The sequence below is a fragment of the Ramlibacter sp. genome, from assembly GCF_035554825.1.
Lineage (GTDB): Bacteria > Pseudomonadota > Gammaproteobacteria > Burkholderiales > Burkholderiaceae_C > Ramlibacter.
The window spans coordinates 1-11,676 of record NZ_DATMHS010000007.1 but is presented as its reverse complement, the minus strand read 5'-3'; the positions used below and the strand labels follow the sequence as shown (position 1 = coordinate 11,676).

The following is an 11,676-nucleotide window of genomic DNA, read 5'->3' as shown; positions in this document are numbered from 1 at the left end:
CGTCGGTGCCGCTGGTGATCTACGCGATCCTGACGCAGGAGTCGATCGGCAAGCTGTTCATGGCGGCGATCCTGCCCGGCGTCATCGCGATGGTCGGCTACATGGTGGTGATCCAGATCATCGTGCGCTGGAAGCCGCAGGCCGGGCCGGCGGGACCGCGCGTCGGCTGGATCGAGCGCCTGCGTACGCTGCTGGTGGTGCTGCCGGTGCTGCTGGTGTTCGTGGTGGTGATCGTCGGCATCTACGGCGGCTGGGCCAACCCCACCGAGGCGGCGGCGATCGGCGCCGCGGCCTGCGGCATCCTGGCGGTGGCCGGCGGCGGACTGCGCTGGCGCGGCCTGTGGGACGTCGGCCTGGGCACCGCGCAGACCACGGCGATGATCTTCCTGGTGCTGCTGGGGGCCGACCAGCTCAACACCGCGCTCGCCCTGTCGCAGATGCCGACCGAGCTGGCCGCCTGGGTCAAGGGCAGCGGCTTCCCGCCGTTGCTGGTGATGGTGGCGATCCTGCTGGTGTACGTGCTGCTCGGCTGCGTGATGGATTCGCTGGCGATGATCCTGCTCACCATCCCGGTGTTCTATCCGGTGGTGATGGGGCTGGACTTCTGGGGCCTGGCCGCGACCGAGAAGTCGATCTGGTTCGGGATCCTGGCGCTGATGGTGGTCGAGATCGGCCTGGTGCATCCGCCGGTGGGCATGAACGTGTACGTGATCAACCGGATCGCGCACAACGTGCCGCTCACCGAGACCTTCAAGGGCGTGGTGCCGTTCCTGCTGTCGGACTTCCTGCGCATCGCGTTCCTGCTGTTCTTCCCGGTGCTGTCGCTGCTGCTGGTGCGCACCTTCCATCCCTGAGCGTTTCGCCGCGTCCGTTCGTCACAACCAAGGAGACAAGCATGCGTATCCCGTCCCCGTTTCGGCAGCTGGCCGCCCTCGCCCTGGCGGCGGCGGCCATGGCCCCCGCCCTGGCGCAGCAGGTGGTGCTGAAGGTGCACCATTTCCTGCCCGGCACGTCCAACGTCCACACCAACCTGATCCAGCCGTGGTGCGACAAGATCGCAAGGGAGTCGGCCGACCGCCTGAAGTGCCAGATCTATCCGGCGATGCAGCTCGGCGGCACGCCGGCGCAGCTGTTCGACCAGGCCCGCGACGGCGTCGCCGACATCGTGTGGACCATCCCCACCTATTCCGCCGGGCGCTTTCTCAAGAGCGAGGTGTTCGAGCTGCCGTTCTTCACCCGCAGCGCCAAGGGTTCCAGCCAGGCGTTCTGGTATTTCGTGCAGAAGAACGCGATGGAGGAATACGCGGGCGTCAAGCCGCTGTGGCTGCACACCAACGACGGCTCGTCCTTCCACCTCACCAGCGCGAAAGGCGTGAAGACGCTGGAGGAGCTCAAGGGCATGAAGATCCGCGCGGCGACCCGCCTGAACTCGCGCATGCTGGCCGCGCTCGGGGCGGCCCCGGTGCAGATGCCGCTGCCGGCGGTGCCCGAAGCCATGGCCAAGGGCGTGATCGACGGCGCGATGGTGCCCTGGGAGGGGGTGCCGGCGGCCAAGCTGCAGGAGATCGCCAAGAGCCACCTCGACGTTCCGGCGGGGCAGCCGAAGTTCGCCAACTCGATCTTCGCCTTCGTGATGAACAAGGCCAGGTACGACAGCCTGCCGGCCGACCTGAAGAAGGTGATCGACAACAACAGCGGCGCGGAAACGTCGGCCTGGGCCGGCGAGAAGGGCTTCGACAGCGTGGTGCCTGCCTTCCACAAGCTGGCGACCGATCGCGGCAACCAGGTCTTCGCGCTGTCGGCCGCCGAAATGGCGCGTTGGGAGAAGGCGACCGCCGAGATCGACGGCCTCTGGGTCAAGGAAGTCTCGGCCAAGGGGGCGAACGGGGCGGCGCTGCTGGAAGAAGCCCGCGCGCTGAGCCGGCAGTACGACCGGTGAACCCCACCGCGAGCAGGGCGGATGCGCCGGCCGGGGAGCCGACGGCCGACAATCGCGCCATGACATCGGCGCCGCTGCCTGCCTGCTGCCCGCCGCCGGGCGGCGACGGTTCGGTGCCGCCCGCCGCGGCGCCGCGCGAGTGGCACGAGCAGGGCGCCAGCCACGTCGACGTGCGCGGGCTGGTGCCGCCGCAGCCGCTGGTGGCGATCCTCAAGCGCGTGCGCTCGGCGCCGGGCGGCGAGACCGTGATCGCCCACCTCGATCGCGATCCGATGCTGCTCTATCCGGAACTGGCGGAACTCGGTTGGGAGGCCGCGCGCATTGCCGGCGAGCCCGGCGAGGTCCGCCTGCTGCTGCGGCGCATCGCGTGACCGCCAGCGGCGCCTTCTTTCTCGGTGGCGCGCGCAGCCGGCTGCTGCCGGCGTCGATCCCGCTGCGCTTTTTCGCCGCCGCCGTCGTGTACCACGTGCTGGCGTGGATCGCGCTGGCGGCGGGCGCGGCGCAGTGGCTGTCGTTCGGCGGCGGCCTCGGCTGGCCGCTCGCGGCGCTGCACCTGCTGACCCTGGGCGTGCTGGGCATGACGGCGCTCGGCGCCGGCGCGCAGTTGTTGCCGGTCGCCACCCGCCAGCCGGCGCCCGGGCACCGCCTGCTGGCCGCCATCTGGTGGCTCTACACCCCCTGCGTTGCGGCGCTGGCGCTGGGCATGGGGCTGATGCGGCCCCTGTGGCTGGCCGCCGGCGCGGTCGGCGTTGCGGCCAGCTTCGTCGGCTGGGGCCTGCTGATGCTGCGCAATCTGCGCGGCGGCCGCGGCATGCCCGGCGTGCTGGCCCACGGGTGGGCCGCGCTGGCCTCGCTCGCGATCCTGCTGGCCAGCGCGCTGGCCCTGGCCGCGACCTGGCTGGGCCTGCCGGCGCCCTCGCGCGCCGCCACGCTCGCCCTGCACCTGGTCTTCGCGCCGTACGGCTTCATGGGCGTGCTCGCCCTGGGGCTGTCGTACATCCTGGTGCCGATGTTCGCCCTGTCCGACACGCCGCCGGTGCGCGAGCAGCTGGTGTCGTGCGCGTTGGCGGTGGCGGCCCTGCTGCTGGCGGCAGCCGCCGCGCTCGGAGTCGAGCCCAGGCTGCTGCGGCTGGCCGCGCTGGCGGCGGCCGCCCTCGCCGTCGCGCTGCACCTGCACCTGATGCGCCGCTCGTTGCGCGGCGGCATGCGCCAGGAGCTCGGGCGCTCGTTCACCCTGGTCAAGCTCGGCTGGGCCGGCCTGGCGGCGAGCCTCGCCGTGGCGCTGGCGCTGGTGCTCGGGTGGCCGCTGCCGCGCCTGGAGGCGTGGTTCGGACTCTGCCTGGCGGGCGTGTGGCTCCTGAGCTTTCTGCTCGGCATGCTGCAGCGGATCCTGCCGTTTCTCGCCGCCATGCACGCCGCCGGCGCCGGCCGCCGCGCGCCCACGCCGTCCAGCCTCACCGACGACCGCGCGCTGGCGATCCACTTCGGCTGCCATGCGGCGGCCCTGGCCGGCCTGGCGCTCGCGTTGGCGGCCGACAGCGCCCTGCTGGCGCTGCTGGCGGCGCTGGTGGGCGCGGCCGGCGCCGTCGCCTTCGGCTGGTTCGCGTTGATCGTGCTGCGGCGGCTGGCGCAAAAGACCGGGACCTTGAGCTAGCGCAAACCCGCGGCGCCGCCGCGCCGCCATATTCCGGTATTCCAGTACCAGAATACGCCGTGGAGACGCCATGAATTCCCAGGTCAGCCGCATGCTCGACGACGAGCACCGCGCCAACATCGCGCTGCTCGGGCAGGTGGAGCAGATGATCACCCGCCACGCGCGCTACGACGCCGCGACCGCCGGGCTGGTCGGCCAGCTCGTGCGCCTGCTCGAGAACGACGTCGACCGGCACTTCAGCTTCGAGGAGGAGCATCTGTTCCCGCGCATGGCCGAGTCCGGCGACGGCGGGATGGCCGCGCTCATGCAGGAGGAGCACGAGGCGATCCGCGAGGTCTGCAAGGAGCTGCTGCCGCTGGCGCGGCAGGCCGCCGGGGGCAGCATCGGCGAGGGCGACTGGAGCGCCCTGCGGCCGCTCGCGCTGGAGCTGGTCGAACGCCAGGTGGCCCACATCCAGAAGGAAACGATGGCGCTGCTGCCGCTGCTGGACGACCTGCTGGACGAGGAGGCCGACCGCGAACTGGCCTTTGCCTACACCGTCTGACGAGGAGCACGCCCGTGGCCATCGAACAGCTCACCATCCGCGCGCTGACGCGCGACGACCTGCCGGCGGTGGTCGCCATCGACATCGAGGGCCGTTCGCGGCGCGACTACGTCGAGCGGCGCCTGGCCGCCGCGCTGCGCGAGCCGAGGCTGCACGCGCAGTTCGCGGCCAGCGATGCCAAGGGCCTGGCCGGCTACATCCTGGCCCGGGTGCTGGAGGGCGAGTTCGGCCGCAGCGAGCCGGGGCTGCGACTGGAGATGGTGGGCGTGCGTCCCGACGCGCGCGGCCACGGCGCCGGCGCCCGGCTGTTCCAGGTGCTGACCGACTGGGCCCGCCGCCACGCCATCCGCGATGCGCACACGACGGCGACCTGGCGCGACGCGGCGATGCTGGGCTGGCTGGGCGCGATGGGATTCCGCCTGGCGCCGAGCTACGTCCTCGACGTGTCGCTGGACAAGGACCGGCGCCCGGTGCCCCACGAGGGTCCGGTCACGCTGCCGCGCGGCCACGGGCCGGGCGCCGAGGTCGACTTCGGCGCGCCGCAGGCCAACGACGACGAGCGGATGGCGTCGGAGCGGCCCGAAGTGCGGGCCATGCGCCCCGACGACCTGCGCGAGATCGTCCGCATCGACCGCGGCATCACCGGCCGCGACCGGGGCAGCTACATCGAAGCGCGGCTGGCCGAAGCGATGCACGACTCCGCCATCCGGGTCTCGCTCGCCGCCCGGCGGCAGGGGGCGATCGTCGGCTTCGTGATGGCCCGCGCCGACCTGGGCGACTATGGCCGGGCGGCGCCGGTGGCGGTGGTCGACACGATCGGCGTCGACGTCGGCCAGTCGAGGCGGCAGGTCGGCCGGGTGCTGCTGGAGGAATTGTTCGCCAACCTGGCGGCGTTGCAGATCGAGCGGGTGGAGACGCTGGTGGCGTCGACCCATCTGCCGCTGCTGGGGTTCTTCCAGCACAACGGCTTCCGGCCGTCGCAGCGGCTGGCCTTCAAGCGGCGGCTGGACGCCTGAGGGCGGCGCGCCCGCTGCAGCGCTTCCCTAGGCGCACAGCGCCCGAATCGACGCCGGTATCGGCACCGCGCGGATGCCCTTGGGGTCGTCCGTGCTGCGGGCCGCGAAGATGCGGACCTCGTCGCACTCCATGATCAGGTCGGCGCCGCGCATCACGCGGTAGCGCTGGACGAAGCTCTTGGTGCGCCACTCTGGAATGGTGGTGTGGATCGTCAGTTCGTCGCCATAGCTGGCGCTCTTGACGAAGCGCGCGTGGGTGTCGACCAGCGGCGTGCCGATGATCCCCAGCGTCTGCTCGGTTTCGTGCCAGGGCGGCACGCCGCACTCGACGAAGAAGTGGCGCGACGCCGAGTCGATCCAGCGGAAGAAGTTGGGAAACCAGACGATGCGCGCCGGGTCGCAATCGCCGAACGCGACGCGCTGGGTGTAGAGGACCTCTCGCATATCGCCCATTCTCGCAGGGAGCCGTCCGGCCGCAATGGCGGAACCGACGGGCTCACGCCGGCTGCGCCTGCGGCGTGAGCGCCTCCCAGCGGCGCGACGCCAGGGCCAGCAGCACGATGCCGCCGGCCAGCGGCACCAGGTAGAGCAGGGCGTCCGCCGCCGTGCGCAGCGCCGGCAGCCGGTCCAGCGTGCCGATCGAATAGCGGCCGTACATCGCCAGCAGCAGCGGCGCGATCCACAGCGCGGCGCGGCGCCAGGCGCCGGCCGCGCCGCCCAGCACCTCGCGGCCCGCCAGCAGGAACAGCGCCGAGGCGATGAAGACCAGCGTGAAGAAGGTGCCGACGATCGGCTGGGCCCGGCCGAGCGCCTCGTGCATCGCCCAGTACGGCAGCCAGGCCAGGCAGGCGATGCCGAGCACCAGCGACGATGTGCGCGCGCGGCCCTGCGCCAGGTCGTCGCTGAAGCCGGCGTGCCGCTTCATCGCCGGCAGCAGCGCGAGGCACGCGAGACCGGCGACCGCATCGGCCAGCAGCGTGGCCGGGTAGCCCCAGGCCTCCACGGCCACCCCTTGCCAGCTGGCGCTGATCGAGATGGCGAGGTTCATCATCGCCATGTACGCGGTGAACTGCGTCGCGGCCACCCGCGGATTGGTCACGTCCATCATGATGGCCGCGTGCGTGCCGTACATGAGGCCCTGGAACACGGCGTAGGCGAGGGTGGACATCCACAGCGCGCCGATCAGGTCCGGCAGCGGCGCGCCGCCGGGCGGCCGCGGCATCACGTAGCCATGCTGCTGCAGCACCCACATCAGGTACAGCACCGGCAGGCTCATGGCCGCGGTATAGGCGAACAGCGTGCGCCGGCGCCCGAGCCGGTCCGACAGCGAGCCGCCGATCACCATCGCGCCCGCCGAGATGATCGAGGACCAGAGGTTCAGCGCGCCCACCTGTTCGTCGCTCATGCCCACTTCGACCGCCAGGTTCGACTGCAGGGCCAGCCCCAGCGACATGGCGCCGGCCGGCAGCAGCGAGAAGAACACGCCCGAAAACGCCGCGCGCGTGCCGACGAAGGAGCGGAACGACTGCACCGCGAAGCTCTTCATCTCCGCGGCCGCCGAGCGCCAGCCGCCGCCGGGCGCGGCGGCGGCCAGCCCCTGGGCCAGGGTTTCCTTCATCGGCAGCACGATGAAGCCGGTCACGGCCAGGATCGAGGCGGCCACGAACACGAAACTGAACTGGAAGCCGGTGTAGGCGATCAGGAACAGCACGCCGCTGCCGCCGATCGCCTGTCCCACCGATGCGCCGGCGAACATGAGGCCGTTGGCCAGGCCCCGCTCGTCCTCGCTGAGCGTGTTGCAGGCGAGCGAGTCGATCGCCACGTCCTGGATCGCGCCAAAGGTGTTGTGCACCAGCAGGATCACGGTGAACAGGCCCAGGCCCTGGGGCAGCGGCACCGCGATCAGCATCAGCAGCGTGGCCGCCAGCACCAGCTGGGTGGCCAGGATCCAGAAGCGCCGGTGGCCGAAGCGCTTGGAGCGGAACACGTCCACCACCGGACCGAACGCCCACTTGAATGCCCAGGGCAGATAGAAGGACGCGACGAACGCGCCGATCTCCGCCGGCCCCACGCCCTGGCGCCGCAGCTGCGTGGCCACCGCCGTCGCCGCGAAGCCGAGCGGGATGCCCTCGGTGATGTACAGGCCGAAGAAGGCCGCCAGCCGGCCGCGGCGGGTCGCCAGCAGATTGGGAAGTCGCATCGGGGGCATCCTCTGTGTCCTTGGGTGGCATCGATTATCGGCACCGGCCCGGCCGAGCCGCCCGGGCCCTCCCGTAACGGGAAAGTCCTCGCCGGGAAAAAGGGACAATCCCGGTTCGTTCGGAGACCAGCCATCGCCGCGATGGCGCATACAAAGCAATGACAATGCAACGACGCACCCTGCTCCAGGCCGCACCGGCCCTGGTCCTCGCCCCGGGCCTCGCCCGGGCCCAGGCCTACCCCGCCAAGCCGATCCGCTACATCGTGCCGGTGGCCGCCGGCGGCGGCAGCGACATGGTGGGCCGCACCGTCACCGACCGCTGGGCCAAGGTGCTGGGCCAGACCTTCGTGGTCGACAACCAGGGCGGCGGCGGCGGCGTGATCGCCAGCCAGGCCACCGCGCGCTCGGCGCCCGACGGCTACACGCTGATGCAGGGCTACGTGGCGACCCACGGCACCAGCCCGGCCACCCGCAAGGTGCCGTACGACCCGATCAAGGACTTCACGCCGATCGGCATGATCGGCGCCACGCCCAACGTGCTGGTGGTCAACGCCGCGCTGCCGGTCAAGACGGTGGCCGAATTCATCGCCTACGTGAAGAAGAATCCGGGCCGCATCAGCTACGGCTCCGCCGGCCAGGGTTCGCTGACCCACCTGACGATGGAGCTGTTCAAGCAGCAGATCGACTCGTTCATGGTGCACATTCCGTACCGCGGCATCGCGCCGGCCTTCACCGACCTGATCGGCGGCCAGACCCAGGCGATGTTCCCTGGCCTGGCGGCCGCCGTGCCGCACATCAAGTCGGGCCGCGTGCGCCCGCTGGCCGTCACCGGCCTGAAGCGGCATCCGCAGTTCAAGGACCTGCCGACGCTCGACGAATCCGGCTTCAAGGGCTTCGACGCGCAGCAGTGGTACGGCGTGGTCGGCCCGGCCGGCATGCCCGCGCCGGTCGTGCAGCAGCTGAACGAGACGCTGAATACGGTGCTGAAGGCGCCGGACCTGCGCGAGAAGCTGTCGGTGGAGGCGATCGAGCCGATGCCGATGTCGCCCGAGCAGTTCGCGCAGTTCATGAAGACCGACATCGAGCGCTGGACGCGGATCGCCAAGGCCCGCGGCATCCAGCTGGACAGCTGAGCCACTTTCTTTCGCACAAGGCAACCCTCACATGGCCCGCAACACCCAGGTCGCCGCCGACCACAACGCCCCGCCGATCACGCAGCAGCTCGCGCAGTTCGTCGCCACCCATCCCTCGCGCGGCTGGAGCGACGCCGTCGACCACGAGGCGCACCGCACCTTCATGAACTGGGTCGGCTGCGCCGTCGGCGCGGCCGGCCACGAGTCGGCCGAGGCCGCGCTGGGCGCGGTGGGCGCGCTGCAGCCGGCGCCGCAGGCCACCGTGCTCGGACGCCGGGACCGGGTCGACATGGCCAGCGCCGCGCTGGTCAACGGCATCACCTCGCACACCTTCGACTTCGACGACACCCACCTGAAGACGATCATCCACCCGGCCGGGCCGGTCGCTTCGGCGCTGCTGGCGCTGGCCGAGCACACCGGCGCCTCCGGGCGGCAGCTGATCGACGCGCTGGTGCTGGGCATCGACGTGTCGTGCCGGATCGGCAACGTGATGTACCCGGACCACTACGACCGCGGCTGGCACATCACCGGCTCGACCGGCACGCTGGGCGCGGCCGCCGGCTGCGCCCGCCTGCTCGGGCTCGATGCGCAGCGCACGCAGATGGCGCTGGGCATCGCCGCCTCGCAGCCGGTGGGCATGCGCGAGCAGTTCGGCACCATGACCAAGCCCTTCCATCCGGGCGGCGCGGCGCGTGCCGGCCTGATGTCGGCGCTGCTGGCGCGCAGCGGCTTCACCGCCAGCCCGAAGGCGATCGAGGCGCCGCGCGGCATGGTCCAGACCATCTCCACCAAGTGCGACTGGCGCGAGGCCACCGACGAACTGGGCCAGCGCTTCGAGATCTCCTTCAACACCTACAAGCCGTTCGCCTGCGGCATCGTGATCCACCCGAGCATCGATGCCTGCGCCCAGTTGCGCGCGCAAGGCGTCACGCCCGAGCAGGTCGAGCGCATCGAGCTCAAGGTGCACTCGCTGGTGCTGGAGCTCACCGGCAAGAAGACGCCGGCCGACGGCCTGCAGGCGAAGTTCAGCGTGTACCACGGCTGCGCGGCGGGCCTGACCTTCGGTCGCGCCGGCGAGGACGAGTTTTCCGACGAGATCGTCAACCGGCCGGACATGGTGGCGCTGCGCGCCAAGGTGGTGGCCACCGTCGACAACTCGATCGACGAAGCCAGCGCCGACGTCACGGCGATCCTCACCGACGGCCGGCGGGTGCACGTGTTCGTGGAGCACGCGATCGGTTCATTGCAGAACCCGATGAGCGACGCGCAGCTGGAGGGCAAGTTCCACGGCCTGGCCGACCAGGTGCTCGGCGCGGACGCCACCGCCCGCCTGATCCAGGCGTGCTGGCAAACCGGCGGCGCCGCGGACCTGCGCGCCCTGGCGCGGCTGGCAGTGCCGGCGTAGGCCGTTTCAGCGGCGCCAGGACCAGGCGACCCAGGCGGTCAACGCGGTTCCCGCCGCGTAGAGCAGCCAGGTCTGCGGCACGGCGTAGGGATACAACATGAGCGCCAGCCCCAGCCACTTGGTGGTGGGGCGCCGGCTGCGCTTGCCGTGGGCCCACGCCAGCATGCCGACGAGCCCGAACAGGACCAGGCCGATCAGGTAGGCGGGGGTCGGCAGCGCCAGGCCGACGGTGTGCGCGAACTGCGGGAAATCCATCGCTGGTGAGAGTCGCGCCGGGCCCCGAGGTTTCATCGTGCGGCCCGAATTCGTCGTCCGGCCGGCGCGGCCGGCGGGAGCGGCAGGGCGGTCGGTCTGGGAGAATGCCACCCGGCGCGGGAGGCGCGAGCAGCGGGGACGACAACTCGGCCTGCTGGCCGCACGCCGTGCCACCGCCGGCCGGCTGTCGCCGGCGGCCCCGAAATGGAACCACACGCATGAAGATCACCGAAATCCGCGAAGTCACCAAGCCGATCAGCTCCAGCATCCGCAACGCCTACATCGATTTCTCGAAAATGACGCTGAGCCTCGTGGCCGTCGTCACCGACGTGGTGCGCGACGGCAAGCGCGTGGTCGGCTACGGCTTCAACTCGAACGGCCGCTACGGCCAGGGCGGCCTGATCCGCGAACGGTTCGCGCCGCGCATCCTGGAGGCCGCGCCCGAGAGCCTGCTCGACGACCGGCAGGGCACCATCGACCCGCACAAGGTCTGGGCCGCGATGATGACCAACGAGAAGCCGGGGGGCCACGGCGAGCGCTCGGTCGCCGTCGGCACCATCGACATGGCGGTGTGGGACGCCGTCGCCAAGATCGAGGGCAAGCCGCTGTTCCAGCTGCTGGCCGAGCGCCATGGCAACGGCACGCCGGACCCGCGCGTGTTCGTCTACGCCGCCGGCGGCTACTACTACCCCGGCAAGGACAACGACAAGCTCAAGGCCGAGATGCAAAGCTATCTCGACCGCGGCTACTCGGTCGTGAAGATGAAGATCGGCGGCGCCTCGCTGGCCGAGGACTGCAACCGCATCGAGGCCGTGCTCGGCATGCTGAACAACGGCGAGCGCCTGTGCGTCGACGCCAACGGCCGCTTCGACCTGAAGACCGCCGTCGACTACGCCAAGGCGCTGTCGCAGTACGACCTGTTCTGGTACGAGGAAGCCGGCGACCCGCTCGATTACGAGCTGCAGGCCGAACTCGCGCAGCACTATGCCAAGCCGATGGCCACCGGCGAGAACCTGTTCTCGATGCAGGATGCGCGCAACCTGATCCGCTACGGTGGCATGCGGCCCGACCGCGACTGGCTGCAGTTCGACTGCGCGCTCTCCTATGGCCTGGTCGAGTACCTGCGCACGCTCGACATGCTGCGCCAGCACGGCTGGTCGGCCTCGCGCTGCATCCCGCACGGCGGGCACCAGATGTCGCTCAACATCGCGGCCGGCCTCGGCCTGGGCGGCAACGAGTCGTACCCGGACCTGTTCCAGCCGTTCGGCGGCTTCCCGGACGGCATCAAGGTGGTCGACGGCTACGTGACGATGCCGGACCTGCCCGGCATCGGCTTCGAAGGCAAGTCGAACCTGTACGCCGAAATGCAGGCGCTGAGCAGCTGACGGCGGTGGGCGCCGTCCACCTTCGGTTAAGCCGAACCGGCGCGGCGCACCACGCGATTGCGGCCCGTTTCCTTGGCCTGGTACAAGGCGTCGTCGGCCTGCTTGAGCCAGGCGTCCATCGACTCGTCGCGCCGCCGTTCGCTTA

At 71.0% G+C, this 11,676-nt stretch carries 12 protein-coding genes; 9 read left to right on the top strand and 3 right to left on the bottom strand.

Features of this window, described 5'->3' with window-relative positions; all coding sequences use genetic code 11:
- The 6 genes from VNT59_RS00340 to VNT59_RS00315 all read left to right on the top strand — a co-directional run.
- On the top strand, positions 1-854 hold an 854-nt coding region (locus tag VNT59_RS00340; protein WP_325495494.1), incomplete at its 5' end, for a TRAP transporter large permease subunit.
- Positions 855-895: 41 nt separating this feature from the next.
- A complete protein-coding gene (locus VNT59_RS00335; protein ID WP_325495492.1) occupies positions 896-1,939 on the top strand; it encodes a TRAP transporter substrate-binding protein in 1,044 nt (347 codons plus the stop codon).
- Between the two features lie 59 nt (positions 1,940-1,998).
- Entirely contained in the window at positions 1,999-2,310 is a 312-nt protein-coding gene (locus VNT59_RS00330) for a DUF2249 domain-containing protein (protein ID WP_325495490.1), read from the top strand.
- Entirely contained in the window at positions 2,307-3,593 is a 1,287-nt protein-coding gene (locus VNT59_RS00325) for a hypothetical protein (RefSeq protein WP_325495489.1), read from the top strand. Before VNT59_RS00330 ends, VNT59_RS00325 begins: the two co-directional genes overlap by 4 nt.
- A gap of 70 nt (positions 3,594-3,663) precedes the next feature.
- Positions 3,664-4,137, top strand: a complete 474-nt coding sequence (locus VNT59_RS00320) for a hemerythrin domain-containing protein (protein WP_325495487.1) — start codon at positions 3,664-3,666, stop codon at positions 4,135-4,137.
- A gap of 14 nt (positions 4,138-4,151) precedes the next feature.
- A complete protein-coding gene (locus VNT59_RS00315) occupies positions 4,152-5,153 on the top strand; it encodes a GNAT family N-acetyltransferase (protein WP_325495485.1) in 1,002 nt (333 codons plus the stop codon).
- A 27-nt stretch (positions 5,154-5,180) separates the two neighbouring features.
- On the opposite strand, the gene VNT59_RS00310 is transcribed toward VNT59_RS00315, so the two are convergent.
- Positions 5,181-5,597, bottom strand: a complete 417-nt coding sequence (locus tag VNT59_RS00310) for an acyl-CoA thioesterase (RefSeq protein WP_414708322.1) — start codon at positions 5,595-5,597, stop codon at positions 5,181-5,183.
- A 52-nt stretch (positions 5,598-5,649) separates the two neighbouring features.
- Complete coding sequence (locus VNT59_RS00305) at positions 5,650-7,353, bottom strand: MFS transporter (RefSeq protein ID WP_325495482.1); 1,704 nt, start codon at positions 7,351-7,353, stop codon at positions 5,650-5,652.
- A gap of 164 nt (positions 7,354-7,517) precedes the next feature.
- Between VNT59_RS00305 and VNT59_RS00300 the strand changes: the two genes are divergently transcribed.
- Both VNT59_RS00300 and VNT59_RS00295 read left to right on the top strand, forming a co-directional pair.
- Positions 7,518-8,486, top strand: coding sequence for a tripartite tricarboxylate transporter substrate binding protein (locus VNT59_RS00300; protein WP_325495480.1), 969 nt, complete (start codon positions 7,518-7,520; stop codon positions 8,484-8,486).
- Positions 8,487-8,517: 31 nt separating this feature from the next.
- Positions 8,518-9,891 carry an MmgE/PrpD family protein gene (locus VNT59_RS00295; protein WP_325495478.1) on the top strand — a complete coding sequence of 458 codons (1,374 nt, stop codon included), beginning with the start codon at positions 8,518-8,520 and terminating at the stop codon, positions 9,889-9,891.
- Positions 9,892-9,897: 6 nt separating this feature from the next.
- Here the strand turns inward: VNT59_RS00295 and VNT59_RS00290 are convergent, their stop codons facing one another.
- Positions 9,898-10,146 (bottom strand): hypothetical protein, encoded by a 249-nt coding sequence (locus VNT59_RS00290; RefSeq protein WP_325495476.1) that lies wholly within the window; start codon positions 10,144-10,146, stop codon positions 9,898-9,900.
- Positions 10,147-10,364: 218 nt separating this feature from the next.
- Between VNT59_RS00290 and VNT59_RS00285 the strand changes: the two genes are divergently transcribed.
- The gene (locus tag VNT59_RS00285) at positions 10,365-11,531 is read left to right on the top strand and encodes a mandelate racemase/muconate lactonizing enzyme family protein (RefSeq protein WP_325495474.1); all 1,167 of its coding nucleotides are present in this window, start codon (positions 10,365-10,367) and stop codon (positions 11,529-11,531) included.
- Positions 11,532-11,676 lie beyond the last annotated feature (145 nt).

Bases quoted from the DNA above. Each gene is read 5' to 3' on its own strand.
- VNT59_RS00335 (WP_325495492.1), top strand. From the start codon at position 896: ATGCGTATCCCGTCCCCGTTTCGGCAGCTGGCCGCCCTCGCCCTGGCG.
- VNT59_RS00290 (WP_325495476.1), bottom strand. From the start codon at position 10,146: ATGGATTTCCCGCAGTTCGCGCACACCGTCGGCCTGGCGCTGCCGACC.
- VNT59_RS00285 (WP_325495474.1), top strand. From the start codon at position 10,365: ATGAAGATCACCGAAATCCGCGAAGTCACCAAGCCGATCAGCTCCAGC.
- VNT59_RS00305 (WP_325495482.1), bottom strand. From the start codon at position 7,353: ATGCGACTTCCCAATCTGCTGGCGACCCGCCGCGGCCGGCTGGCGGCC.
- VNT59_RS00330 (WP_325495490.1), top strand. From the start codon at position 1,999: ATGACATCGGCGCCGCTGCCTGCCTGCTGCCCGCCGCCGGGCGGCGAC.
- VNT59_RS00320 (WP_325495487.1), top strand. From the start codon at position 3,664: ATGAATTCCCAGGTCAGCCGCATGCTCGACGACGAGCACCGCGCCAAC.
- VNT59_RS00300 (WP_325495480.1), top strand. From the start codon at position 7,518: ATGCAACGACGCACCCTGCTCCAGGCCGCACCGGCCCTGGTCCTCGCC.
- VNT59_RS00310 (WP_414708322.1), bottom strand. From the start codon at position 5,597: ATGCGAGAGGTCCTCTACACCCAGCGCGTCGCGTTCGGCGATTGCGAC.
- VNT59_RS00295 (WP_325495478.1), top strand. From the start codon at position 8,518: ATGGCCCGCAACACCCAGGTCGCCGCCGACCACAACGCCCCGCCGATC.